Source organism: Bacillus sp. FSL K6-2861, assembly GCF_038630725.1.
Classification (GTDB): Bacteria; Bacillota; Bacilli; order Bacillales; family Bacillaceae; genus Bacillus; species Bacillus velezensis.
Genome location: NZ_CP152037.1, coordinates 3,243,287 through 3,269,093 on the forward strand (window position 1 = coordinate 3,243,287; position 25,807 = coordinate 3,269,093).

The window sequence follows — 25,807 nt, forward strand, 5'->3', positions numbered from 1 at the left end:
ACAAATGAAACAACGCAACCTTCGCGCGGGCGATATGGCGCTTATCGGCATGTTTGCCGCACTGATGGCCGTCGGCGCCAACATTACATCAATGGCTCCTTTTTTGCAAGTTGCGGGAATTCCGTTATCGCTGCAGCCTTTCTTTTGTCTGTTAGCCGCGATGCTTCTCGGCGCCAGACGGGCAGCCATTGCAATGACGGTATACGCATTGGCCGGACTCGCGGGGGCGCCTGTTTTCGCTCAATTCTCAGCAGGCTTTGCGCCGTTTATCGGAAAGAGCGGCGGATTTATTCTCGCTTATATCCCGGCGGCATTTGCAGCCGGATGGCTGCTGGAAAAAACAAAAAAACCCGGCCGCCTGCATTATGCATGGGCCTCTTTGATCGGTACCGCCGTCATTTATATCATTGGCACGACCTATACGTATATTGCGCTGAAATTATGGCTTCATGCTCCGATCAGCTACGGAATGGCCTGGTTTTACATGATATGGTTTTTCATAAAAGATATCGTTTTAGCACTGTTATTGGCATCAATCGCGCCTGCCGTTTACAGGTCTATTCATAAAGCGACGGGGTTCAGCAGAAACCCGGCGTAAGATGTTCTCAGCATACAAAAAGGCTCCCCTTTCCGGGAGCCTTTTTTTACAGGACAAGCGCGGCAATCCAGCCGAATATCACAAGCGGAATGTTATAGAAAAGAAATGTCGGTACGCACGTATCCCAAATGTGGTGGTGCTGTCCGTCGGCGCTGAGGCCTGACGTCGGCCCGAGCGTACTGTCACTTGCAGGAGAACCCGCATCGCCGACCGCGGCGGCCGCTCCGATTACGGCAATCGTCGCCATCGGACTGAATCCGAGCTGAGCGCACAGCGGGACAAATATGGTCGTAATGACGGGTACGGTTGCAAATGATGATCCGATTCCCATCGTGATTAATAAACCGACCACCAGCATCAGGAGCGCGCCTAATGATTGGCTGTGGCCGATAAAGCCTGTTGATGCTTTGACCAAGGAAGCCACATCGCCCGTTTTATTCAATACATTTGAAAAACCGGCCGCAACAAGCATGACAAACCCGATAAAGGCCATCAGAATCATGCCGTCCGTGATCAGCTTATCCGCTTCATTGCGCTTCATGACTCCGCTGATAAACAGCGTAAACAAGCCGGCAAGCGCGCCCATGATCATACCTTCCACTCCGAGCACTTGTGACAGATAGAGCTGAACGGCAAGCGACACGGCAATGGAGATCAAGGCGATGGCAATGCTTTTTTTCGTATAAGGAGAAGACGATAGTCCGGCAATCTCCTTCGTCTCATATTTCTTCGGTTTCCGGAAGACGATGACGGCTAAAATTAAACCGACCGCCATCCCGGCCGTCGGGATGATTAAAGCATACGGGATATCACTGAGCGGCACCTTTAAACCGGCTGACGCCATATTATCTCTCAGCATCCCCTGGAAAATCTGTCCGAATCCGACAGGCAGAACGATATAAGGCGCAGTCAGTCCGAATGTCATCACACACGCGATCAGTCTGCGGTCTATTTCAAGTTCGTTAAATATTTTTAAAAGCGGCGGAATCAATACAGGAATAAACGCAATGTGAACGGGCACCACGTTTTGCGAGAAACAGGATATGATTAAAATAATCAGTACGATTAACACTTTTGACAGTGCTTTTTTCCGCGAATCTTCCTTTTTTCCGATTAGTTTGACAGACGCTTCCACCATTGCATCGGGAAGCCCCGTCTTTGTCAGCGCCGCGGCAAATGCTCCGAGCAGCGCGTAGCTGACCGCGACGGTGGCATTTCCGCCGAGACCGTCCGTAAAAGCCTTCACCGTCTCTCCTAGGCCTAAGCCGCCGGTCAGCCCGCCGGCAAGCGCGCCGATCATTAAAGCTATAATAATATTGACACGCAGCAGGCTTAAGACGAGCATAAGCAATACTGCGACAACAACAGCATTCATTGATGAGTCCCTCCAAAAATCCTTTAGTTTGCTAATGTAGTAGATAATTAAAGTTACCATATATTCTGCGCTTTAGTCAACTAAAGATTTTGGAAATCGAAAAACCCGCTGCATCAAGGCAGCGGGATGCTGTTATCTTTCGGGCGTAAAGCGCTCAGTCAAAACAGCCAACGTCCTTGCCATGACGCCTGTTGCGCCGGCAGGGCCGAAGCATGTCGCTTTATTCGCCGTTGCGGTTCCCGCAATATCGAGATGAACCCACGGCGTGTTTTCCGCGAATTCACCAATGAATGCCCCCGCCATAATCGCGTGGCCTTCTCTTCCCGGAGAATTGTTCAAATCAGCCATCTGACTGTTTCTCACCCGTTTTTTATCCTTTTCTGTAATCGGAAGCTGCCAGATCGGCTCGCCGGATTCTTTCGCCGATTCCGCCACCTGTTCATAAAACGCGGCGTGATTGGTCATGGCGCCCGTCATTTCGTTTCCTAAGGCGACAATGACACCGCCCGTTAACGTTGCGACGTCTACGAGGACAGAGGCTCCGTGCTGCTTGGCATATGTGATGCCGTCGGCAAGCACGAGACGCCCTTCCGCATCGGTGTTCAGGATCTCAACGGTTTTTCCGCTGAGCGAAACGATGACGTCATCCGGCTTCATCGCATCGGACGAAATCATGTTGTCCGTAGACGGTATGACAGCGAGCACGTTTTGTTCAGGCCGCAGTTCGCCGATAATTTCCATTGCCCCTAATACCGAGGCGGCCCCTCCCATATCGCTTTTCATGCCGACGATGCCGGTTTTCGGCTTAATTGAATATCCGCCCGTATCAAAGGTAATTCCTTTACCGACCAGGCCGATAACGTCTTCCCACTGATCTTTGCCCTGATACTTCAGAACGATCATTTTCGGCGGTTCGGATGAGCCCTTGTTAACAGCAAGCAGCCCGCCCATGCCGAGCTCTTCCATTTCATCTTTTTCTAAAATTTCACACTCGAAATCGTATTTTGCCGCCAGCTCAGCGGCATATGACGCCAAATCAGTGGCCGTCAGCATATTACCCGGCATATTCACAAGCGTGCGGGCTGAATTCGTCCCTTGGCCGTATGCCGCGCCGACGTTCAGGCCGGCCTGCACTTCCCTCAGGTCTTCTTCGGTCACGGCGCAGACTGATTTCAGTTCCTGATCCGGCTCATTTGATTTATGTTTATAATCCTGCACTTCGTAAACCGCAAGCAGACAGCTTTCTGAAAGCGCATGAGCGGCATCGGCGGCAGGCACTTCCCCGGAGACGAATGTATCGAGCAAAACGGATACTTCCTGTTTTTTATCTTGATGAACCTGCTGAAATACTCGTGCAAAGCATTCTTTCGTATCTTCAAACGAATAATCCGCTTCTCTTCCCAGGCCGATAAAATAAATACGTTTCATACCGGTCGCAGCCGGAGGGTATACTTTTGATACACGATTGCGTTTGGCGGACACATCACCATCCTTTAACAGCTGGGTCAGATGACCGTCCAATTTATCATCCAATTCCTTCGTAAATCCGTTCAGCGTGCTTTTTTGAAAAAGACCGATGACCAGTGTTTCGGGATGCCGCAGTTGATCAGATGCATAAAACATGAGTACACACTCCTTATGTGGGTATTTGTTATGTAAAGTGGTATAATGAAAAAACATTTTTCATTGATTTTATTTTACCAAACTAAGGGCGTTTTCTGCAGTTTTTCGATACGATCGGAATCAGCAGATACAGAAAGGATGTTGCATATGGATGTACTTATGAATTTTCCTTTACTGGCGAGTTTTGCCGCCATTATTTTTGCCCAAGTTGTAAAAGTGCCTATTCAATTTATCGTATCCAAAAAACTTGAATGGTCTCTTGTGACGAGCACCGGCGGCATGCCGAGCTCCCATTCCGCCGCCGTCACCGCGCTGTCAACCGGAGTCGCTTTGGAACAGGGACTGGACTCGCCCCTGTTTGCAGTCGCCGCGATTTTCGCCGTCATTACGATGTTCGACGCTACAGGTGTCAGGCGGCATGCGGGTGAACAGGCGACGGTCATTAATAAACTGGTCATCGACTTTAATCGGTTTGTCAGCGAAGCGAAGGACTTTCAGAAAGCGGAAGAGAAGGAAAAACAGAAGAAACTGAAAGAACTGCTCGGCCATCAGCCGATTGAAGTGTTCTTCGGCGGCGTCACCGGTATTGTGCTGACATTGATTTTAGATTATTTCTTTATGTAAAAAACGCTTCAGCGGATGCTGAAGCGTTTTTATTCTTTTACCGTTTTGTATTGATTTCTGAACACTTGCATCGACTTGGTTTCGTTCAGCTTTACAAGTTCGTCCTCGGTCACTGTGCCGTTCCCTTTTTTAATCATGTAGACCTCAAGTGTTTTTTTGCCCCAATTGTTATAGACGTCCTTGACGGTGTCAAAGTAGAGGTCAAGGCGGCTGCCTTTAATTTTTGAGCCGGTATCGGCGACAACCCCGTATCCGTAATTCGGTATAAACAGAATCGTCCCGATCGGGAAAACAGACGGATCGGCCGCAACAGTTGAATATAAATCGCGTTTGACCTTCACGCCTGAATATGTAATTCCGTACTGCGGATGACCCGGAGATTTTCCGGTAGATTCCGCTCCGGCGGTATAACCGGTGGCCGTCACCTTTTGTGACGGATAGCGTTCCCAGTCAAAAGCTTCTTCCAGCGGTTTTATCCTGCCTGATGCCTTCTTTTCCGGCTGATTCTGTAAGGATTGAAACGGAGTGCCGATGTTTTTCAAAACGGCGCCGCGATGTTCCGTCATCCAATTTGTCAGATCCTTTGCTTCAACACCGGTTATGGAAAAGTATGTCGCATGGCATGCGCCCAAAAAGAGCACGATCATGAATACGCGTCTGATTATCGTCAATCTGAAATCACTCTCCTCCGAGTCATTGTTCCCAACTCGGTGAGGTGCTATACAAAAAGCGCCGCGGCACAAAAAAAGCTTTCTCGAATAAGAAAGCGGCTTAAAACATTTGATATCCTCTTTTTCTGAGCGCCTTTATGGCAATGCCTGACATGATGGCTCCCGCCAGTCCGCCCGCCAAAATCACGACATCCGCAACCGCTAATGACATGATGCGCTGAAACAGGCTTTGAAAGGATTCCCCCGGCGCCTGCACGTAACTGATCATCTTTTTATTGCTGATAATGAAAAGGCATACAATCGGATAAACAACAGCCATAATCCACGACATTCTAAGCAGCATGTTCAACAGAAAGCCTATGCCGAAAAACAGTACAAAAAATAGTACAATTGAGATCAGGACAACCGGCAAACTAATCACAAACATCCACCCCCTACAGCACTTTCAGTGTACCTCGGGGGCGGTAAAAAAGTCAACGTCTGGAAAAATCAGCGTCTCTCTTTGCCGCTTCCCTGGCAGGAGGGACATGTTTCGGAGCCGCCAAGAAGCAATTGAAAATACCCTTTACCTGAGCAGAACGGACACGCCGCCGTGCTTTTTGCTGTCGTTTTCATGCGGATCACCCTTTTTCTTAATTTTCTGATAATATATCATATTTACTTGTCAAGCACCAAGTCAGAATATGTAACAAAATAACTCATGTAAGCGAAAACATTCATTTTTTTCTTTTACATTCTTTTGATAGCGCTCTTTTTTAAAAGAAGAGAAAACCCGCGGCCGCGGGTTTTCAGAAGAATTTAAACTTCCCTTTTTTCAGCGTCAGGCCCAGCCCGCCGATCATAAAGAGCGAGCGGTTGTCAATGACCTTTTTCATAAAGGATGCCGGCGTGCCTTTGAGCTTCCTGCCGTATACGACTCCGACGGCGTTATGCTCACCGAGGGAGGCAACGGTTCCTTTAATGTCAGGCTTGAACTCTTCAAGCTGGCCTCCTTTAATCAAACCGCCCAGATTTTTGGCGACCGTTTCTCCTTGCTGCATCGCGATCTGAGCAGTCGGCGGGTACGGCCGTTCCGTCTCTTCATTGATAAAGAGCGAGCTGTCGCCGAGAATAAAAACATCATCATGACCCGGCGCCCGAAGATCAGGGTTGACCTTGACACGGCCGCGCATATTTTCAAAACCCGCTTCCTCCACGATCGGATGTCCGCGCACGCCCGCGGCCCAGACAACGGTCTGCGATTTGATTTCTTCCGGCTCTTCATCTTTCTTGCCGACTGTGACACCGTCTGCGCGGCATTCTTGAACCGCGGTGCCGATTTTAAATTCAACGCCTTTGCTCTCAAGGTATTGAACGGCGTATTCGACAAGCTCCGGATCAAATCCCGGCAAAACCGTCGGGGCGGCCTCGACACAGACGATCCGGACGAGACTTTCATCTATATCATAATATCTGCATAACTCCGGCTTGCGGTTCGCAAGTTCACCGAGAAATTCAATTCCCGTAAAGCCCGCTCCGCCGACAACGATGGTTAAGCGGTCAGGGCGTTTTTCGGCCTCCGTATTGTATGTCGCAAATTGGAGCTCAATATGGTCTTTCAGCTGGCGCGACGTATTAATATTCGCGATCGGAAAAGCGAATTCTTTTAAGCCTTTAATCCCGAATGTTTCAGGGACGGCGCCAAGCCCGATGACAAGATAATCATAAGGGATGTCCCCTTGTGAAAGCGTCACCTTTTTATTTTGCACATCTATCGCTTTTACGGTATCCTGCACAAATTTGACCCGTGATTCATTGATTACATCTTTTATTTGATATCTGCAGCGGTCATGATGCAGCGTTCCTGCGCTCGCTTCATGCATCCATGTCGTTTCATAATGATAATTGTGTTTATTGACCAAAGTAATGTCAGCGTCATTTGCCCCGATATGCTTCGGAAGCCTTGTTACTGTCATTAATCCACCATAACCTGCACCTAAAACCACGATTTTGGGTTTATTCAATGCCATCACATCCACCTTCTTTTTTTTGCTGTTAGACGCATAATCAAATCAACATTTGTATTAGCTTCAGCTTATTGGCAGGATTTTATGAAATGAAATATAAAATTTTTTAGAAAACCGCACATGTCTGCATATCACCATACTATCCGGAAGAATCAGAAAACATTCAGGAAAAAACAGATTGGAATTTGTCCCCATATTAGCGGCGGCCGCAACTTTTTTCAAGAATGAAGCGGCCGGGCGGTTTTCGGCACTCGTCATCCTTTTAAATTGTATGTTATAATTAATAACAATTTTCAATTAGGAGGCAATTTGGTATGCAAGAGGATTCAAAGGTTTATGATATTACGGTCATCGGCGGCGGCCCGGTCGGCCTGTTTACCGCTTTTTACGGGGGAATGAGACAGGCGAGCGTCAAAATCATCGAGAGCCTGCCTCAGCTTGGCGGCCAGCTCAGCGCGCTGTACCCTGAAAAATATATTTATGACGTAGCCGGATTCCCGAAAATCCGCGCCCAGGAACTTGTGAACAACTTAAAAGAGCAAATGGCAAAGTTCGATCAGACCATCTGCTTAGAGCAGGCCGTTGAATCTGTTGAAAAACAGGCGGACGGTGTGTTTAAGCTTGTCACGAATTCAGAAACGCATTATTCAAAAACGGTTATTATCACCGCGGGAAACGGCGCATTTAAGCCGAGAAAGCTTGAACTGGAATCAGCGGAACAATATGAGGGCAAAAACCTGCACTACTTCATTGACGACCTCAATCAATTCGCAGGCAGACGCGTTGCCGTTCTGGGCGGCGGCGATTCCGCGGTTGACTGGGCGCTCATGCTTGAGCCGATCGCGAAAGAAGTCAGCATCATCCACCGCCGTGATAAATTCCGCGCGCATGAGCACAGTGTCGAAAACCTGCATAATTCTAAAGTCAACGTGCTGACACCGTTTGTTCCCGCTGAACTTGTCGGTGAAGACCGGATCGAACAGCTCGTTCTCGAAGAAGTGAAAGGCGACCGTAAAGAAATCATCGAAATTGATGACCTGATCGTAAACTACGGCTTTGTTTCTTCTCTCGGCCCGATTAAAAACTGGGGACTTGACATCGAGAAAAATTCCATCGTCGTTAAAAGCACGATGGAAACGAATATTGAAGGCTTCTTTGCCGCCGGAGATATCTGCACATATGAAGGCAAAGTCAAGCTGATCGCCAGCGGTTTCGGCGAAGCTCCGACAGCCGTGAACAACGCGAAGGCTTACATGGACCCGAAAGCGCGCGTCCAGCCTCTGCATTCTACAAGCATGTTTGAAAAATAATATAAAAAAGAGTCTGTGTCATACCGGCACAGACTCTTTTTTATTTAAACATCCAAATATAATTCATGACGGTTCCGACAACGAGCGCAATGACAAGCGCCGACACGACCCAAATCGTGCCTAAAATAATCCGGTCCTGAATTTTTTGGGCTTTCGGGCTGTGCCCGGGCTGTTTTTGTTCCACACCGGCCCCTCCCTTCTTCTGCAAATCTATCTATCGTAACAAATGTCTTACAACACCCAATACTACTATGATAACCAAACTGCAAATGGATGACAAGCTGACCGCATATGAGGCAGCTTGAAATCATTTGACATTCCTGACAAAACAAAGTACATTATAAAAAGACGAACATTTTAATTTCATTCAATTATATTATTCGCTTTTAGGGGTGTTATATATGGAAAATGTATTTGATTACGAAGATATTCAGCTGATTCCTGCAAAATGCATTGTGGACAGCCGATCTGAATGTGATACATCAGTTACATTGGGCGGACACACGTTTAAACTTCCGGTCGTGCCGGCCAACATGCAGACGATAATAGATGAAAACATCGCGGCCTGGCTCGCGGAAAACGGGTATTTTTATATCATGCACCGCTTCGAGCCGGAAAAACGCCTGGCTTTTGTCCAAGATATGAAAGCGCGCGGACTGATTTCTTCCATCAGTGTCGGCGTGAAGGAAAATGATTATGAATTCATCCGGGAGCTGAAAGCACAGGAGCTTGTGCCGGATTATATTACCATTGATATCGCGCACGGCCATTCCAATGCCGTGATCAGCATGATTCAATTTATTAAAGAACATGTCCCGGAAAGCTTTGTCATCGCAGGGAATGTCGGGACGCCTGAAGCCGTAAGGGAGCTGGAACGCGCGGGCGCCGACGCGACAAAAGTGGGAATCGGCCCCGGGAAAGTCTGCATCACCAAAATTAAAACCGGCTTCGGAACCGGCGGATGGCAATTAGCCGCGCTTCGCTGGTGCGCAAAAGCGGCGAGCAAACCGATCATTGCTGACGGCGGCATCCGCACGCACGGCGATATCGCGAAATCCATCCGATTCGGCGCATCTATGGTCATGATCGGATCATTATTCGCCGGCCACGAAGAATCACCGGGACAAACGATCGAAATCGATGGAAAGCTGTACAAAGAATATTTCGGCTCCGCTTCTGAATTTCAAAAAGGCGAAAAGAAAAACGTCGAAGGCAAAAAAATGCATGTCGAACATAAAGGGTCTTTACAGGACACGCTGGTTGAAATGGAGCAGGATCTGCAATCTTCCATCTCTTACGCCGGCGGCAATACACTCGAAGCCATCCGCAATGTCGACTACGTGATCGTAAAAAACTCTATTTTCAACGGCGACAGATTTTAACACGCAGCAGAGCCGCAAAAAAAAATAAAAAAATGACATTCAATATGAATGTCATTTTTTTATTAAATACCGAAATAAAGAGCCGCACTGGCCAACAGATTAATCACAAAAATAAACAAAAAGATGTAACGAATGAATTTATTTTGCACCGGAGCAAATATAAAGAGATATAGTCCTGCCACCCCAAAAGTAAGAACAGGAAACAGCCACTCAAAGGATAAAGAAATGATATAACCGATAATCATAACAATCGGCACACCGATTAATGATAATTTACTTCTCATATGATTTCTGCCCCTTTTACTTAAAAATTGGTGTGATGTAAGCTTCAATAATGGCAGCGGCGATCAGCAGACAAATAATTATGAGCACCAATATTCCAATATGCCTGAACATTGAAGCCATTATCTTTTTTTCCTTAGAAAAACACAGCCTGATGACCAATTCAACGCCCTTAAAACCAATGGCGCCACTTAATAATAACGCGGGAACTTCAAATATACCATGAGGAATTAGCAGTAAAAAAATCTGATAAAAAGGAACCCCGCTATGCAGATTTTCTATAATAGAGCCGCTTAAAATAAACCCGTTGGTGAATAAATAAAAGATTGAGGTCAACCCAAAGGTAAAAAAACCCGCGGCTAAAAACAGACAAGCGATTGCATTGTTTTTCAGCAGTTCAACCGCGCCTGATGAGCCGTTGTAAGACGCGGTTGAAACAAAGTGATCGGAAAAAAACGCAGCGATCACACCGCCTGAAAAAAACAGCAATGATGCGGTTAACGGAATGGCGGACGTCCTGATTGCCGGCAACATGCGGTTCATCATGTATAGATACTCTCAGCCAATTTTTCAATCTCTTCTAATGAATGCTCGGATGACTGATACTCCGCCGCAAAAACGCCTTCATGTATAATACCGATCGTATCGCACAGCGAATGCGCCAGCTCCAGCAAGTGAGTCGATAACAGGACCGTATGTCCCTGCTTGACGTACTCCTTTAATAACGTCCGTATCGTTTTACCGCTGATTAAATCAATGCCCGTCAGCGGTTCGTCAAGAATTAATATCTTTGGCTGATGAATGAGCGCGGCCGCAATTGATAATTTTTGTTTCATTCCATGTGAATATGTTTTAATCAGCTGATTTCCGTCTTGAGCAAGCTTCAGCGTCTCTAACATATTCTTTATATACTCATTTGTCCGCTGAGACGGCACTTCAAACATCTCCGCTGTAAAACGCAAGTATTCGACTCCCGTTAAGTAATCATATAAAAAGGCATGGTCGGGCACAAAACCGATATCAGCCGATATTTGCCCCCCCTCTTCTGAATCCAGTTCCTTACCGTCAATCATGACGCTGCCTGAAGTCGGTTTAAGCAGGCCCGAAATGATTTTCAAAGTCGTTGTTTTCCCGACTCCATTAGTCCCCAGCAAAGCATAAATTGAGCCTTTTTTCACCTCAAACGAAATATCTTTCAACACCTGTTTTTCACTATAGTTTTTTTGTATATTCACTAATTTAATCATTGTTCGCAAACCTTTCCGCCATATTGATTCTGCGAAGAAACAGAAACATGACTCCATAGTTTAATAGTGTGAACAGGACAAAAATACCTGATGCAGAATGAATAAGCATCATTTCAAGTTCCGGCTTTTTATAGATAAAATACGACGTGATCGCAGCGATTTGAAGCGACACAATGAAAATGAAAGATCCGTATAAGTTGTTATACGTCTTTGCTTTCCCCGCTTCTCCAATTTCGTACATATGCTCCCAGTTTTTCTTAGGATACAGGGCGGTGCTTGAAATCTGGACAAGACTGTATAAAAAACCCGAACATAAAAACACAATAAACAAGTAAATCGTCAGCGCAGCGGAAGACGAAAAAAACACCGTAATCAAAATGGTGATGATGAACGAATAGATAAGAGCGGCGAGATTATAAATACATACTTTCGGAAACACCAGCTGCCACGCATGTTTGATATTCCGGTGAAACAAATGCTGATTTTTTATTTCCCCGTCAACTGATAATACTGTTTTGAGCGCATCTCCGACGAGCTGATACGAAAAGTTCGCAATGATAACCGCCGCAGACACGATGGCGGCTGCCGAATACCCGATAAAATGATGCGATAGAAGCGGAATACAAAAACCTAAAAACAGCATGAACAAATACAGCATACTGCCGAAGTTCCTGATAAAAAACCCGTCAATTCTCGATAAAAACAGCAGATCCTTTTGAAAAACGGCATGAAATATTTTGTTATTTCTATATAATTTCAGCTTTGGCGCAAAATCTGCGTTTTTCAAAAACATATAAGGAATAAGGTCCATTTTCTTCAGCGTGGCCGACCACAGTTTAAACATCCCCGCCGTTAAAAGGACGGCGGCCGCAAACACCGCGGCGAAAACGAGCACGGAATGTGAGCGGAATGCTAACCATACATACGGCGTATTCATGAGGATGTTCCGGAAAGCCGGTGACTCCGTAAAGCTTGAAATATCCTTTGCGGTATACTCCCCAAACACGAGAAGATAAACGGCATACCCGACTGCAAGCGGAACCAGCAGGCTGACGCTGAATAAAATGCCTTTTATGATTTTCAAGTAAAACAATTTGCTCCACATATTTGTAAGAAGATAAACAACATAAGAAAACAGCATAGATAAAAATAAATTGAGAAGAAAATAAACGAAGCCCAAGAAAAATACGATGACCGCCGCAGACCCGGTCATGCCTGCGCTTGATAAAAACAAAAAGACCGGAAAAACAAAAAGATACCATACGAAAATGGTTTTTTTGATCGCCTGGCCGGCAAAAACAGAAAACAGCTGTAAAAAACGAACCTTTTTTAATTGATGAATGACCTTGCGCGTATCCAGCAGAAAGGCATTGTGGTGTTCTTTAAAGAAGCCGGCAGCCCAAAAAAGCTGCTCAAGTGAAACGGCGATTAAAACAAATTGCCCCCATGCGCTGAGGGGCAGCTGAATCAGTTTTGTCCCGAATACAACACCGCATCCCAGGAAAACGAGATATAAACATAACAGAGAAATAATAATGGCAGACAGCAGTTTGCTGTTGAGTTGAGGAATGCCCCAATCTTCCTTTCTTTTTCGAAACGATGACAGGGTATTATATTTGATAAGAGCCGCAATTTGTTTGACTATCATACTTTCAATCCTTACATATGTATTTGGGAGAGAGGCTCTTTTTGCAGCTTGTACAAAAAGAGCAATTATTTATTGATCGATTTTACCAAGCAGCTGCGTATTTTTTGCCGTATTTCTTAATCATTGTTTTTGCTGTTGCAACGATTGCATAAGAAATCGCGCCTGCGCCTGTAACGATACCGATAAGAGAAATGATAGAAGCAATTGTTGATGCCGCATCAATAATATCAATTGCTTTTTTAGCTGCGGCTGTAGAGATGCCGAGAGTAGAAGCTAATTCAGCATTGGCTGAGAATGCATGAGCCGCCGCCACGTTTAATTCAGTTCCCGTTAATAATAGTGCATAAACCAATGTTGCTGCAGCAAGAGCCGCGCCAAACAAAATGAAAGACTTTTTATTAGATTTTACTAAGTTCATCATAACATCTCCCTACTCTGTTTTTTTAATTTATAATAAAATTCAGCTTAATTGACTCTCTCCCGAGCTAAATTTTATCCGCCATAAAATAGTTTAAGAAAATAGTAAAGAGTTTTAGTAAAACAAAACATCCAGTCAAAATGATTCTCTTGCCTTTACTGAGATCGGTCAGTTTTCCCGCAGCAGCATAAAGAGCCGCGATTGATATGAGCAGAAATGGATCCAGCAGCTGCAGACTCAAGCTGGTGCCGCCGGCAGAATATATAAGCGAGGAATCAGCCGTTAAGTAGTTAACAACTGAAAGAATCAACATTTTAAATGCCGAGATTAAAGAAGTCAGCGTATATAGAAGCAAATATATTTTTTTCGGTTTTTTTGTACCGAGAATAAAAGCGGCAACGAATAACAGAAATCCGCCTATCAGAATTTCCACAAAAGTTGTGAAGATCATAAACCCTTGCAGAAACATGACAATCGTACGAACACTTTTCTCCCCGATATCGTAGGTATTTTCTCCGACGGAAGAATAATACGACTGCAGAACTTTATCTGAAATACTGAATTGGAAGAGTAATGAACAGATCAAAATGATGAAAAAAGAACTTAAAAATATTTTTTTATTGCTCAATTGACCTATCATATTATCATCCTTTTCTTACAAAATAAATTAACTATTCTATACTTTTACAATTTAGTTTAATCCTATCAAAAAATCAATATCCTTTCGAAAAATATGACTTTAGAACGCGTTGACAAAGAGCACAACTTTCAGAGTTTTTGGTGCTATGTACCCTTTATTTTTTTTCGAATTTGCAAATAGTATGATTTAGACAATTGATTTGAAGTTTTAGGAAGAATCTGTCGAAAGAGACGCAGGATATAAAAAAGGAGGATATCGTCATGTATCCTCCGGATGTATGATCGCCAGCACCTGATGATCTTCCCATTTTCCATTTATTTTTACATTTTTTCTCGCAATGCCTTCTTTATGAAAGCCAGCTTTTTCGAGCACCCGGATTGACGCCTTATTGTTCGGCATAACTCCGGCTTCTATCCGATGCAGTTCCAGCTCATTGAATGCATATTCGACTGCCAGCTTAACAGCCTTCGTCGCATAGCCTTTCCCGTTATATTTGCCATCTAAAAAATAACCGATAAAAGCGCTTTGGAGGGAACCCCGAACCACCTGAAAAAGGCTGATCGTGCCAATCAGGGTCTGATCCTGAAGAAAAATGCCGAAGCTGTATTCAGTATCATTTTCTGCATTCTTCAGTGATTGTTCAATTCGTTTTTTCCGGCCTTCCAGCGTATAAAAATCCTCTTGTCTCGTCATGGCAAACCGTTCAAAAAACATGCGGTTTTCCGTCTGCAAAACCAGTTCCTGCTCTGCATCATTCAAGCTGAGCGGCCTGATATCAACGCTGTTTCCTTCCTGCATATGCATCGCCGTCCTTTTGTTTTGATCAGAAACGTTTTTTTAATTGCCTCTCACCCATATGATACGGTACGCTTTATCGCATCAAGAAAATTCCAAGACTTTACGTTCACCTTTCCTTTCGTGACCTATGTCTGATGTGAGTAACCGAAACGGAAGCACAAGGTTCTTTTGTTGACTTAAACCGTGCTTTAAGCCGTATCATCATATTGTGACAAGGAAAGAATAGTTTTGGCGGGTTTCCCGATGATCTAAAAATCAATTTTACAGAATCACTGCTGTCTTATTTCATGCCTATTTGCGGGATGAATATATTGATTGGATCAAAGCTGAAATGTTGACAAAGAAATGTAAAAACAATCGGAAAAGAGGAGTTAATATGAAACTGACGGGAAATACAATACTGATTACAGGCGGAAATGCCGGAATAGGATTGGCTTTCGCAGAACGGTTTTTAAAAGCGGGAAATAAAGTTATCGTGACCGGACGGCGTGAGCACGCTCTTCAAAAAGCAAAGGAAACATTCCCGGATCTTATTACATATGTCAGTGATTTGAGCATTCCATCTGAACGTATATCACTGTTTGATTGGGTGAAAGAAAATTATCCGGAAGTGAATGTGTTAGTAAACAACGCGGGGATTCAACAACGTTTTCATGTGCTGAAAGTGGATGCGAAGGACAATTGGGACTATTTCAATAAAGAAATCACAACGAACATTGAAGCTCCCTTCCACCTGTCTATGCTGTTCGCTCCGTTTTTTGCCGGAAAAGAAGATGCGGCTTTCATTAACGTCTCTTCGGGATTGGCTTTTACACCGCTTGCCATTGCACCGATCTATTCAGCAACGAAAGCGGCGCTTCATTCATTTACAATGAGTCTGAGACATCAGCTTTCTGATTCATCTGTAGAAGTGATTGAAGTTGCGCCTCCGGCGGTGAATACAGATTTAGGCGGAGCAGGGCTGCATACTCAAGGAGAACCGCTGGATGAATTCGCTGATGGGATTTTTAAAGGACTGAAAGAGGGCAAACAAGAAATCGGATATGGTTCTTCAGAAGAACGGCTGCGCATGTCACGGGATAAAGCCGATGAACATACGGAAAATATGTACAATGCGATGAAACATACAATCGAATAACCTCTTTGAAAAAGGAAAACCCGCTTCTGTTGAGCGGGTTTTCCTTTTATTAAACAGATAAACGCCTTTTTTAACAATGGTGCAAGCGCCACCGGAAAGAAAGACGTCATATTTTTTCATCCTAATAATGGCGGGTTGACCCTTAGCACTCTTCCGGCGTACCGGCGTTTTTGGCCGTGCGGAAAGATGAACCGCAGCCGCAGGAAGCGATGGCATTCGGGTTGTCAATGGTGAAACATACGATCAGTTTACGTTAGATGAAAACCCGATCATATCAACGTTTATGTACGATTTGTACGATTGTTATTATTCGTTTAGATTGTTAACGCCGCGTATTCCTAGCGACGAATCTCGTTAACAACATAATACCCAAACTTTCCTCGAATGACAAGCGTTGTTATCCGAATTCTCACGTTTTATTTTAGCTTTTATAAACGATGAAAAATTCTGTATCTTTCCCACATCGAATAATTTAAAATTAAGTCGATATAGATAAAAAGGGGGAATACGTATGAAAAAATCGTTATGGTTTGCGGTTATAGTCGGCTGTCTCGTTTTCGTCACGGCTGCTTGCGGCAAGGGAACGGAGTCATCTACGGGGGCTACCAAGAAAGAAGAAACATCGTCGTCTGAGGCAGCAGAAAAAGACACATCTTCTACTGAGAAAAAGACGTTATCAAAAGCCAGCGACAGCTTGAAAGATCCTAACGTCGGTACGATCACGGCCGATTCCGTGAAAGATAATAGCGACAAGTCGTTAAAGATCGGAGATTTAAAGATCACGTTTAAAGACGCGAAAGTATTAACTGCGACTAACTTGACGGATGGGTTTAAGACATCGCTTAACGATGCCTTCGGCGAAGACATGGACGAGTTCACATATGCGCAAATATCATACGATATTGAAAACGTAGGCTCAGATGAAATCAAGAAATGGAACGGATTCGAAACCGCTGTTGATAGCGAAGGGCAGCAAGCTGATTTAAGCTTTAACGATACGTTGGGCGCACCTAACCCGTCAGCTACCGAGATAATGTCCGGCGCAAAAGTCGGAGATAATATGGTGCTTGTTCCGGTGCTGAAAGGCGAGAGTAATGTGCGGATTAAGGCTGCGGATGTACTAAAAGATTCGCACGCAAAAGACTTCATCGTGCACGGGAAAGATATTAAAATTGATCTATATTAAACAAAAAAAAAACTCCCCATCCTATTAAAGATGGGGTTGTTCGCTTATCAAAAAGATTCGCGTAATCACAAAAAGACCGTCGATCGGTTTCGGCAGTCTTCGTCTGATTGAGTTATGTACTTAAGAGATGATTTGTTCATCGGATTCGATGTATTCTGTGGGAGTGCAGCATGTGAAAGGCACGTTACTTAAGCTTAACATTCCACTCTTCTTGTCTAACGTCACTAGATGAGTAGCGTCTGCAACGTAAGCAGTATCCACAAACATCTGGTCATCGGGATCTTTTATTTGTTGCGTTGGTACTTTTAGGTGCTTAGTGTTTACTGATTTCCCTAATTGAAACATACGTGATGCATTATTCAAGACTTCACTAGTCAGAGCTTCGTCTAATCGAAGGTTGTTGCATTCTCTCTTTAAGATATACATCAACTCACCTATTGTTTCCCGTGAAAAAACAAGCCTTGCATCTTTATGCTCAAGGCTCGAAAAGAAAATTTCACTAGCATTTCCATCAAGACCGAATATACTCTCTACAAAGACGCATGTATCCGCAACAATTCTATCTCCCATTCTTATCATCTTCGATTGATCTTACAATCTGTTGGTAAGAAACTCGATTTTCCTTCATCTTCGTTTGCATTATCTGTCTAATATTTTTCATAGCCTCGGATTGAGTTTTGGGAATAGTCATATGATTAATAGCCATATTTTCATCCTCCTTTTTCTCACGCATCAAATATCACCTCACCATAATTCTATTACGGCGGTCTATTATATATTCGACGAATGTATAGTCATTGTAATACATAGTGACCGCACAAACAAGGTTTTTCCACTTCTTAGTAGACCTTTCCCTTATTCTTTCTAATTTATGCCTTGTTTTATACATTCATTCTACCCAGCTCCTTTATTACCAAGTGGCAATAGTACGACAACACCAATGCATCCAAAAATTGAACGAAAAATGACCGGAGAAAACGTCTCAAACGCCCTCTCCGAAATCGTTTCGTTATTTATTCGCCTTTTGTACGCGCAATCTTCGTCACTTTGTTATCCTTCCAGTACGCCCACAACGAAGTCGCTCCGAGGAACATTAACGAAATAAAGTCCTGCACGCCGGCTTCGTCAACCGGTATCGGACTATGTCCCGTCATTGTTAAACCGCTATTTACGAGCGCAACCAAAAGAAGCACGAATCGAGCGACCGTGCCTGCGCTAATTTTCTCCGTATTCATATTACCGTCTCCCTTTTCGTTATTTTATTGTTGCGCCGGTCGACTTCGCAGCGTAGATGTTTACCTTTCCGAACTGATCCGTCTTGATCGTGTACACGTCGGTCTGCGGATTACCGAGAACCTCGTATTTCAGGCCACCGAATTTCTTAGGACGCAATAGGCCGCATTCGTTCCCTTTGACCGGCGCCTTGTTTGTCGGATAGATGCGCCATGAATCGGCCGAAGCCGGAAGGTAAACGTATTTCTTACCGCTGGATGACGGTTTAGAAGAGCCGGCCGCACCCGTCAACTTTAGAACTTGGCCGACCGAAATCTTATTCGCATTCTTAATGCCATTATATGCTTGTAACTTCGCCATACTGACGCCTGTTTTCACCGCAATTTCGGACAAAGTGTCGCCTTTCTTAACGGTGTACGTCGCCCCGCCTGTCTTGGTTTCTGTCTTCGCTGGTGAAGATGGCGCGCCGCTTATACCGGCCTTAAAAGAGTCCCACCGATCAAGCAATTTGCGCGGACAATACTTACCGGACCAGTGTTGATGTGGAACGACATTTGCAAGGGAAATACCCTGTTCCTTCATGAGCTTTTTGATCAACCATTGAGCATTCGTCACGGCTTTCTCAAAATCTCCATCGCTATTCTCACAAATTTCAATACCGATAGATTTCCGGTTGCCGGTTCCGCTGTTCCCGTCTCCCGCGTGCCATCCGTTTTCATTCAATGGCAGATGTTGATATATCTCTTTTTCGTCAACCGTAAAATGCCAGCTGGTAGGTGTTTCTGGATTTTTCTCATAACGGGCGTGCATGGCTGCGCTTGCCCCTCTCGCCGTGTTCGCCGTGTTGTGAACTGTGATGTATGCCGGGTCCATTGCGTATCCCGGTCTGTTATTGTGTCCTACTGGAATAAAGTCCTTTGTGATTTTCACCATGTTTCATCGTCTCCTTTTTCATAATTTAAAAAGCCCGCCGGGACTCTCACCTGACGAGCGTGTTGCGTTTATTCAGTTATTCTCTTCCGCGGAATTTCTCTTCGAGTCTATCGATCTTGTCGATGATGACGTCATACTTATCGCTAAATTTATCGAGTAAGTCCTGTAGCCGCGATTCGCGCTCCCTATTCGATTTCATTACGTAAATCAGCAGCCACGTAAAAAGGACCGCGAACGGTCCCTGCGTTAAAAAATATTTGAGTACGTCTAATTCGCCGCCGTTCAATAACTACGCCTCCTGTCCGCTCACTTTTTCGTTACTTCCGGTAGAGTCTTCGCTGGGAGGCGTGTTGGGATCGTACGGTTCACCGGTAATCTCTTCGTATTGTTCCGGCGTGATGCGGCCGACCGCAACGACATCATAAACTTGTTTTTTCGTCCATCGACCCGTTTCATAAAACCCTTTGATATACGTGAACCAATCTATCATATTATGAGCCTCCCATCGCAATTAGATAGTATAGATCCGCGACCTGCTGCGACAGGACTTCAATTTCGCTTGGTTTTGGCGCAGGTGGTTTTACACTGTCGATATAATCTTGTGTTGCCGCCTCAACCCAAACGCCCTTTTTAGGATCATATTTCGGATCGTATAATCCGGCAGGAATTAACGCCGTTGTGCAATTTGGGGGCAGTTTCTCGCCTGCCTCCGTATTTATTTCGATATCCGCTTCGCCGTCATATTTGAAATTCTCATCGTAGAAAAGAACGTGCACATTCATCGCCTCCATTACCATAGTGGAATCCCGATATTAAAAGATACTCGCGTAACACTCGCCGAGTCGGTTGCTGAAAAACCATCGAATCTCAAATCGCCATCAATCGTAAAGGCAAAGCGCGCAGTCCCGTAAGATCCGATCGTAGGCACGACAAAGTCCACGGTCTGCGTCGGCTTATAAGTGAATTTGGCAACCGAAGTACCCGCGGCCGGTAGTGACCCGAATGTACCACGCAGTTTAATTTCGTTATTCGCAACGGAAAACTTGAACGGATAGCTGGCGTTTTGTTGCGCACCGTTAATCAAAGTAACGTTATTCCATGTCGCGGTCCACGGACTATTCCACTTATCTTTATCCGCCTGTACAACGTGAATGTCCGTTCTGTTGGCGTGGGCATCTACCTTTGATTGCGCTCCTTCTACCGATTCGAGCTCTCGCCACGACGTCCAAGATTCCGAACTCGCGACCTTATTACGCATAAATTTCCGCCGGCCCGAAGACGTCGAATCGTTGCTGCTATAGGTCATATATTCCTGATACGCGTACGTGCTATAGTTATGAACGAGCAGATATCCGTTGTTATTTACCGGTGCATTTAACGCTGTCGTTGCGCCGCTCATGTAATAAAATCCGGTATCTGTCACCGTATTAAAATCGACGCCCGTCATGTACTTTGCCGCGCCGGTATCCTGCGTCAATTTAAACAACTGCGATCCGTTCCACTTGTCCTTCTCAACTTTTGATGTGTGACGTTCTCCGTTGTTGTCGTGTTGGCGAAACGCATAATAGTCGGCCTGTCTAACATTTTCAACGTTACTAAGTCCGATCTGATCCTTCGTCACTGAGTGCGGGTTATCCGTCCGATCTGCGTGTTCGTCCGTGTACGCTTTGCTGTCCGCAAGAGCCTTATCGGCTTTTTCTTGCGCCCCTTCTTTCGTTTCAATATTTTCGAGGTCTTCAAATTTCTTGCGTAGCTCTTCGATGGTTTGGATTGCTTCGTCATATAGTTCGTCGATTTTCTTGCGCAGTTCTTCGAAGTCATCGATATAATACTCCGCAATAGGAACAATATCCGTATCAATCAGCGCCTTGTCGATAGTGAACGAAAATTTATGAACGGAAAGCGCCTGGCTGTTCGCGTAATATAGATTAAGCTCCGCGTTGACTGTTCCGTAATGCTTGATTTCATTAGCAGTTAAGACGTATTGTGATACGCCGTCAATCGGATCTACAATTTCTACGTTCTTTATAAACCGGCTGCCGTCCGCCATATACATTACAAGTTTTCCGCTAACAGCCGACAGGGGCAGAGGCGCCCCGTCTTTCGTTAACGAGAAGATCAAACGCGCTGTATCGATATCCTGCGTACTGAATTGAATATTCGTGTGTATGTTCGTTTTAGTCCGGCTCGTCACTTCAAACGCAAGTGGTGCGTTATTGTATATCACTACAAAACCTCCTTTACCGCATAAAAATAACGGCTACACCGTATCCCTTTTCGGAATCGTAAGCCGTCTTAATTCGCATTACTTTAAATCCGCCATTGTCCGCTGTTTTCGTTGCAATACCGTCGGTACCCGCCGTAACTCTATCGCCTACTTTGACAGTGTCGTCAATGCGTACGTGTATTTGCCCGATAAGCCCGACTATATGCCACTCAACGCGCTCATCACGCGGAATATATTCAAGGGTCGGATCATAGTTCGGATTCTCTTTCGGTACGGTCAGCTCGCGGCCATTCTCGATGATTGTTTCGTAGATCATGCCGCCAAACTCGTTACGCAAGAACCGATCATTCCAGTAAAAACCCGCGCCTCCCAATACAACGCCCGCAGTTTCAGATATAATGCCGTCCACGCTATCCCCTGGCTGCGCTTTTCGGATTTTATCGCCTTCGAGCGTTACCATGAGGCCGGAATCAATTCTCTGTCCGTCCAGTGACTCGAAATACTCTGCGACGTCCTTAAAGTCTGAAACGCTTTCGACCCGGCCGACGCCTTGAATATTACCGTTCATGGAGTCGATCTTCCATTTGATGTTCCCTGCAGATGCTTCGCCAGAACCATATCCGCCTACAACCGTATAACCGTCATCGTTTATTACGGACTGTGACGATAAGATGGTACGGGCCGGGCCGTCGCCTTTTGTATGCGAATTGTTCGTTGCGAGAATAGCCTGCCGCGATCCTTCAGTCGATGAGCCTCCCGAAACGCCTCCCATAAAGTTTCTAGGCCCTTTCGCAACATTATCACCCGTGGCCGCAATGATTGCGCTCGTCGGATCTAGTGGTGATCCGCTCGTGGTAGCGCCTTTGAATCCGCCTTTAAAATTCGTAGGAACAACGCTATACGACCGCCCTCCGAGGTTTGCCGCAGACGCATATCCAGTCGCGTTAATTGCCGCAAGTTCTACTTGGTTGTTCGGAGAATAAACGCCCATCTCACCACTATCTCCGATCAATGTGGCGCCAATCAGGGAAGCATTATAAACCCCGCCACCGAACGCGACACCAATCGGTGAAGACTCGGAGATGGTTACGCCGGAGATCTGTACATAGTCAGTTCTTTGCGCGCCGCCAAAAGCTCGAATGTCATGGCTGGCCGTTTTAAATCCGCGCATTTTGATACCGTCAACGTTGATATAGCGAGACTTAAATTGAAACGCGACCATCGGATTATCCTTGTAATCGTATTGCGGATCGCCAATCGCAGTAAAATTCGAAATTTGAACGTGCTTATAGGCTGAGATAACCAGCGCTCTCGGAGAAATTCCCTCATATAAACTATTAAAGACCGGCTCAATTGACGTGCAGTTAGCGAAAGTCACATGGTATGCTGATTTACTCTCCGGGTCAGATGCGCTATGGTGTCCGATGTGTCTTGCGTCGTAAGAGCGAACGTCTCTATAAGAGATATGGTTCGTCACATGGACGTTTTGAGATGCCGGCCATTCTGTATGCGCCTTGACTTCGACACCTCGAATATTTCCGCTTGTATAGCAACTATCTACCCAAACGTTTTTTGAACCGTCATCGATTTCGATCCCATTCGAGTTAGATTGGCCGGCTGCGTGCGCCTTTCCGCTAGGATTCATACAATGCGAATTTGAAATGAAAATGTATTCGCTATAATGCGTCGTAATACCGTCGTCACCGTATCCGGACGCGACGCAGTTATCCAGCCAAACGTAATATGAACCGTCAGCCGTATAATTTTCCGCAGTAATATCGTATGTCGAAGCCGTTATGTCAAAGCCATGTAGGCCGGGATTTACCGCCTCTACATCCTTAACCCAACCGAATTTTACTTTCGCGTAAGTTAAACAGCTCGAATGAATACCGCCAGTCGCTCTCACGCCGCCTTGGCGATCCGGATTCCAATCGAGTGTCATCCCCTCTACGTAAATATTTCTGTTTCCCCCGGTATGGTCTGCGTTTGTAATAACCCACTCGCTCGCCGGCGTATCTTCGTGCAGCTTCAGCGTAGTAACGCCTTTTCCCTGACCGACAAGATATGTCCATGACGGCAACTTGACGCCTTTAACGATATACGTGCCGGCCGAGAGATTAAGCCGCACCTTACCGTCACTAAGCGCCTGTACGAAAGCTTCCGTACTGTCTGTTTCACCGGTAGGATCGGCACCATAGTCGTCTACATTTACATCACGTTGAATCTTTCGGAGTAACTTATAATACTCTTTATCTAGCCGCTCTTTTAGTAGAGGTTCGATGTTACCTTCCGCATCGACGCGGGCGTCTACGACCTCTTTTACGTTCGTTCCGTCTGCGTTTAAAATAAGATTTCGCAGCCTGTTGTACAATCCGTCGATATATGTGCGCAAAGAAAAACCGCCATGACTGATTTGCTCAGAAGTATGGGCGGTCTGCGCTTTCTTATGTTTATCCAGGTTACTATTTACATCATTTATTCCGTTTTCAGTAAGCCGTGCGTTTTCGTCTAACTGCGATAATAGCTTCGAGTTAGGATACGGCTCGTGTTGCTTAATCAACCGGACCAAATTGAACACCCCTTTTTTATTTGAATGCCACTACATTAACGTATATCTTTGAGCCACCGGAAACCGTCGCAGGATTCACTATCGACTCATTCTTAAATAGAGTGATGGAAAAGCGATTTGTCGGAGTACCGTTGTAATCAAGACCCGCAACGTAGCCGCCTTGTTTAAGGTTAGAGGAAGTGTCTACGTCGGCAGAAACGACTTGAAGGTCATCGTCTGTATCCAGGTTGATCGTATTTCCCGATAAGGATGCCTCTCCTGCGCCGCTAATTACGTCCCACGCGCCTGCATTGAATTGAAGTACATACGAGAGGCTGCTCGGGGTAGACCCCATATCCGTTTTGACTGTCGCTAATATTTCCTTTTTTGCAGCTTCTATGCTCGCGGCTACTGATGCAGTTTGAGACTGAAAATACTTCTGCTGCTGATTTATTCGTCTTCGGCTGTCAGTCTGAAGATCGTATATATCCTTACGGAAATTATTAAAAGTAATCTCCGGCTTATCTCTTTTGTCTAAAGGGTTATACGTCATACTAATTGCACGGACATCATCCTCGAATGTAGTTCCGTTCCGCTCGGTGTCTGCAATAACATGCAGCGTGTCTCCTTTTGTGATCTCGTCCTCAATCCCTTCAAGTCCCGGATCGTCGAATTCTTCGAAATCTACATCGAGAGCAACTTCGGGGAATGGGTTTACCTTCTTCTTTAAAACCGCGAGCATATCCGCCTCTTTAGTGATTGAGTCGTCTCGCACCGTATCCGCCCATATCGGCCGCCCGTCAATTAAAAAATTCTTCTCGTCCGGGTGAACGTAAAGGACCGGCGGGAAAACGTACTTTTCGTTATCGTTTTCAAAATTGCGGTATGTTTGAATTATGTTGCCGCGAAGCAGGTACATGACCGGATCAACTTTTTTCGCTCCCTTTGTGTTCGGATTACTTGAATCTCTGCCCGAAAAAGTCGCAGTGACATCGTATTTCTTACTCGTTAAACCGCGCACTACCTCAATCGTCTGCTTTTCAGGATTAGAAACGTCTTTGTATACCGATATGCTTTTGCTCGTATCTTTATCGATCTGAAACTTCCATTTACCGCCGAGCTTCGAAACTAACGTCGTAAAACTGAAACCTGTGCCCGTAAAAGAAAACTTAAACACGGCGCCAACCTTTTTTGTGTAATCCGCATTTAGCACTGAGTCAAACGACCATTCACCGGTCTTTGAATCGTAGGAAATAAAATCGTTGCTAAGTATGTCTTTTTCATCCTTTAGTTTTCCGTAACCTCGAATTCTAGTCGTTGTGTTAGTTTCGGACACAGACAACTGAATGCCGTTAACGTTTGCCTGAACATCGAGGGTTTTGTTGATCTTTCGTCCCATTTTTTTATAGACGTAAATAGTAGTATTATCCACGTCGAACTCCACCTCGAAAGTGGATTGAATATCATCCATCAATTCTATGGAAAACTTATCACCGAAATTGTCCAGTTTTTGGGCCGCAATATTCGCGGCATCAGGCATGATTTTATACGAAAAACCGGAATCTTCTAGTGCGTGTTTTAGAGCACTATCAAGCGATTGGGTTCCCGAAATTATTTTATCAATTCGGTGTCCTTGCAATCTCATTAGATATAGGTGCGTCGCAGTGACCGTTTTTGTCAAACTTTCACCATCTTGGGAGGTTTGGACGTCGCGAATAAAGTACCGTTGTGACTTATGAACCCTCTCATCGATGTATATAATATTTCTCCCTACCAATGCATTAAAAGGAAGTTTAGTTGCCTCTTCTAGTGAGTAGGTAAACGTCATCTCTTTCTTACCGGTAGTAGCGTCGTTAACGCGGGGAGCAGCGTCGATCAATTCGTATTTTTGCCCCGTTTGTTTATCCTCTACAAACATTT

At 45.2% G+C, this 25,807-nt stretch carries 30 protein-coding genes and 1 pseudogene; 6 read left to right on the plus strand and 25 right to left on the minus strand.

Features of this window, described 5'->3' with window-relative positions; translation table 11 throughout:
* Positions 1-4 precede the first annotated feature (4 nt).
* Positions 5-598 carry a biotin transporter BioY gene (locus NYE62_RS16065; protein ID WP_007408702.1) on the plus strand — a complete coding sequence of 198 codons (594 nt, stop codon included), beginning with the start codon at positions 5-7 and terminating at the stop codon, positions 596-598.
* Between the two features lie 46 nt (positions 599-644).
* On the opposite strand, the gene NYE62_RS16070 is transcribed toward NYE62_RS16065, so the two are convergent.
* The gene (locus NYE62_RS16070) at positions 645-1,973 is read right to left on the minus strand and encodes a Na+/H+ antiporter NhaC family protein (protein WP_144664251.1); all 1,329 of its coding nucleotides are present in this window, start codon (positions 1,971-1,973) and stop codon (positions 645-647) included.
* A 132-nt stretch (positions 1,974-2,105) separates the two neighbouring features.
* Complete coding sequence (locus NYE62_RS16075) at positions 2,106-3,596, minus strand: leucyl aminopeptidase (RefSeq protein WP_040238937.1); 1,491 nt, start codon at positions 3,594-3,596, stop codon at positions 2,106-2,108.
* Between the two features lie 147 nt (positions 3,597-3,743).
* Here NYE62_RS16075 and NYE62_RS16080 point away from each other — a divergent pair, with 147 nt between their 5' ends.
* Positions 3,744-4,220 (plus strand): divergent PAP2 family protein, encoded by a 477-nt coding sequence (locus NYE62_RS16080; RefSeq protein WP_085342294.1) that lies wholly within the window; start codon positions 3,744-3,746, stop codon positions 4,218-4,220.
* Positions 4,221-4,249: 29 nt separating this feature from the next.
* On the opposite strand, the gene NYE62_RS16085 is transcribed toward NYE62_RS16080, so the two are convergent.
* From NYE62_RS16085 to NYE62_RS16100, 4 genes are all read right to left on the minus strand, one after another.
* Complete coding sequence (locus NYE62_RS16085) at positions 4,250-4,891, minus strand: 3D domain-containing protein (protein ID WP_015418127.1); 642 nt, start codon at positions 4,889-4,891, stop codon at positions 4,250-4,252.
* A gap of 100 nt (positions 4,892-4,991) precedes the next feature.
* Positions 4,992-5,312, minus strand: coding sequence for a YuiB family protein (locus NYE62_RS16090; RefSeq protein ID WP_003151989.1), 321 nt, complete (start codon positions 5,310-5,312; stop codon positions 4,992-4,994).
* A 68-nt stretch (positions 5,313-5,380) separates the two neighbouring features.
* Positions 5,381-5,506, minus strand: coding sequence for a YuiA family protein (locus NYE62_RS16095; protein WP_007408708.1), 126 nt, complete (start codon positions 5,504-5,506; stop codon positions 5,381-5,383).
* 173 nt (positions 5,507-5,679) lie between these two features.
* Complete coding sequence (locus NYE62_RS16100) at positions 5,680-6,900, minus strand: NAD(P)/FAD-dependent oxidoreductase (RefSeq protein ID WP_033574903.1); 1,221 nt, start codon at positions 6,898-6,900, stop codon at positions 5,680-5,682.
* Between the two features lie 311 nt (positions 6,901-7,211).
* Here NYE62_RS16100 and yumC point away from each other — a divergent pair, with 311 nt between their 5' ends.
* Complete coding sequence (gene yumC / locus NYE62_RS16105; protein WP_003151984.1) at positions 7,212-8,207, plus strand: ferredoxin--NADP reductase 2; 996 nt, start codon at positions 7,212-7,214, stop codon at positions 8,205-8,207.
* 40 nt (positions 8,208-8,247) lie between these two features.
* Here the strand turns inward: yumC and NYE62_RS16110 are convergent, their stop codons facing one another.
* Positions 8,248-8,391, minus strand: coding sequence for a hypothetical protein (locus NYE62_RS16110; RefSeq protein ID WP_003151982.1), 144 nt, complete (start codon positions 8,389-8,391; stop codon positions 8,248-8,250).
* Between the two features lie 217 nt (positions 8,392-8,608).
* On the opposite strand from NYE62_RS16110, the gene guaC reads away from it, so the two are divergent.
* Positions 8,609-9,589, plus strand: coding sequence for a GMP reductase (gene guaC, locus NYE62_RS16115; RefSeq protein ID WP_012118338.1), 981 nt, complete (start codon positions 8,609-8,611; stop codon positions 9,587-9,589).
* 62 nt (positions 9,590-9,651) lie between these two features.
* Here the strand turns inward: guaC and NYE62_RS16120 are convergent, their stop codons facing one another.
* From NYE62_RS16120 to NYE62_RS16150, 7 genes are all read right to left on the minus strand, one after another.
* Positions 9,652-9,873: a DUF5970 family protein gene (locus NYE62_RS16120; protein ID WP_003151978.1), complete on the minus strand. Its 222-nt coding sequence runs from the start codon at positions 9,871-9,873 to the stop codon at positions 9,652-9,654.
* A 16-nt stretch (positions 9,874-9,889) separates the two neighbouring features.
* The gene (locus NYE62_RS16125) at positions 9,890-10,417 is read right to left on the minus strand and encodes a stage II sporulation protein M (protein ID WP_015418130.1); all 528 of its coding nucleotides are present in this window, start codon (positions 10,415-10,417) and stop codon (positions 9,890-9,892) included.
* Positions 10,414-11,118 (minus strand): ABC transporter ATP-binding protein, encoded by a 705-nt coding sequence (locus NYE62_RS16130; RefSeq protein ID WP_015418131.1) that lies wholly within the window; start codon positions 11,116-11,118, stop codon positions 10,414-10,416. The genes NYE62_RS16125 and NYE62_RS16130 overlap by 4 nt, the downstream gene beginning before the upstream one ends.
* Positions 11,111-12,766, minus strand: coding sequence for a hypothetical protein (locus NYE62_RS16135; protein WP_342497059.1), 1,656 nt, complete (start codon positions 12,764-12,766; stop codon positions 11,111-11,113). The genes NYE62_RS16130 and NYE62_RS16135 overlap by 8 nt, the downstream gene beginning before the upstream one ends.
* Before the next feature lie 82 nt (positions 12,767-12,848).
* The gene (locus NYE62_RS16140; protein WP_003151973.1) at positions 12,849-13,184 is read right to left on the minus strand and encodes an uberolysin/carnocyclin family circular bacteriocin; all 336 of its coding nucleotides are present in this window, start codon (positions 13,182-13,184) and stop codon (positions 12,849-12,851) included.
* Between the two features lie 67 nt (positions 13,185-13,251).
* Positions 13,252-13,824, minus strand: a complete 573-nt coding sequence (locus NYE62_RS16145) for a hypothetical protein (RefSeq protein WP_007408715.1) — start codon at positions 13,822-13,824, stop codon at positions 13,252-13,254.
* A 258-nt stretch (positions 13,825-14,082) separates the two neighbouring features.
* Positions 14,083-14,622, minus strand: a complete 540-nt coding sequence (locus NYE62_RS16150) for a GNAT family protein (RefSeq protein WP_032867147.1) — start codon at positions 14,620-14,622, stop codon at positions 14,083-14,085.
* Positions 14,623-14,998: 376 nt separating this feature from the next.
* Here NYE62_RS16150 and NYE62_RS16155 point away from each other — a divergent pair, with 376 nt between their 5' ends.
* The gene (locus tag NYE62_RS16155) at positions 14,999-15,760 is read left to right on the plus strand and encodes an SDR family NAD(P)-dependent oxidoreductase (RefSeq protein ID WP_342497060.1); all 762 of its coding nucleotides are present in this window, start codon (positions 14,999-15,001) and stop codon (positions 15,758-15,760) included.
* A gap of 142 nt (positions 15,761-15,902) precedes the next feature.
* On the opposite strand, the pseudogene NYE62_RS16160 reads toward NYE62_RS16155, so the two are convergent.
* Positions 15,903-15,995, minus strand: a pseudogene (locus NYE62_RS16160) (iron-sulfur cluster assembly accessory protein); the annotation flags it as partial.
* A 276-nt stretch (positions 15,996-16,271) separates the two neighbouring features.
* Between NYE62_RS16160 and NYE62_RS16165 the strand changes: the two are divergent.
* Positions 16,272-16,946, plus strand: a complete 675-nt coding sequence (locus tag NYE62_RS16165) for a hypothetical protein (protein WP_327955387.1) — start codon at positions 16,272-16,274, stop codon at positions 16,944-16,946.
* A 120-nt stretch (positions 16,947-17,066) separates the two neighbouring features.
* Here the strand turns inward: NYE62_RS16165 and NYE62_RS16170 are convergent, their stop codons facing one another.
* The 10 genes from NYE62_RS16170 to NYE62_RS16215 form a co-directional block, all read right to left on the minus strand.
* Positions 17,067-17,516, minus strand: coding sequence for a putative toxin-antitoxin system toxin component, PIN family (locus NYE62_RS16170; protein ID WP_327955385.1), 450 nt, complete (start codon positions 17,514-17,516; stop codon positions 17,067-17,069).
* A complete protein-coding gene (locus tag NYE62_RS16175) occupies positions 17,506-17,652 on the minus strand; it encodes a hypothetical protein (protein ID WP_327955383.1) in 147 nt (48 codons plus the stop codon). Before NYE62_RS16175 ends, NYE62_RS16170 begins: the two co-directional genes overlap by 11 nt.
* 307 nt (positions 17,653-17,959) lie before the next feature.
* On the minus strand, positions 17,960-18,181 hold the full coding sequence (locus NYE62_RS16180; RefSeq protein ID WP_327955381.1) for a phage holin: 222 nt from the start codon (positions 18,179-18,181) through the stop codon (positions 17,960-17,962).
* 19 nt (positions 18,182-18,200) lie between these two features.
* Entirely contained in the window at positions 18,201-19,112 is a 912-nt protein-coding gene (locus NYE62_RS16185; RefSeq protein WP_342497061.1) for an N-acetylmuramoyl-L-alanine amidase, read from the minus strand.
* 76 nt (positions 19,113-19,188) lie between these two features.
* Positions 19,189-19,398: a BhlA/UviB family holin-like peptide gene (locus NYE62_RS16190; RefSeq protein WP_013351581.1), complete on the minus strand. Its 210-nt coding sequence runs from the start codon at positions 19,396-19,398 to the stop codon at positions 19,189-19,191.
* A 3-nt stretch (positions 19,399-19,401) separates the two neighbouring features.
* Positions 19,402-19,602: an XkdX family protein gene (locus tag NYE62_RS16195; protein WP_166705830.1), complete on the minus strand. Its 201-nt coding sequence runs from the start codon at positions 19,600-19,602 to the stop codon at positions 19,402-19,404.
* Position 19,603: 1 nt separating this feature from the next.
* Positions 19,604-19,888: a hypothetical protein gene (locus NYE62_RS16200; protein WP_082998420.1), complete on the minus strand. Its 285-nt coding sequence runs from the start codon at positions 19,886-19,888 to the stop codon at positions 19,604-19,606.
* Between the two features lie 14 nt (positions 19,889-19,902).
* Positions 19,903-21,306 carry a BppU family phage baseplate upper protein gene (locus tag NYE62_RS16205; RefSeq protein ID WP_342497062.1) on the minus strand — a complete coding sequence of 468 codons (1,404 nt, stop codon included), beginning with the start codon at positions 21,304-21,306 and terminating at the stop codon, positions 19,903-19,905.
* Between the two features lie 46 nt (positions 21,307-21,352).
* Positions 21,353-23,908, minus strand: a complete 2,556-nt coding sequence (locus tag NYE62_RS16210) for a peptidase G2 autoproteolytic cleavage domain-containing protein (protein ID WP_327954955.1) — start codon at positions 23,906-23,908, stop codon at positions 21,353-21,355.
* 16 nt (positions 23,909-23,924) lie between these two features.
* Positions 23,925-25,805, minus strand: coding sequence for a prophage endopeptidase tail family protein (locus tag NYE62_RS16215; RefSeq protein ID WP_327954994.1), 1,881 nt, complete (start codon positions 25,803-25,805; stop codon positions 23,925-23,927).
* Between the last annotated feature and the right edge of the window lie 2 nt (positions 25,806-25,807).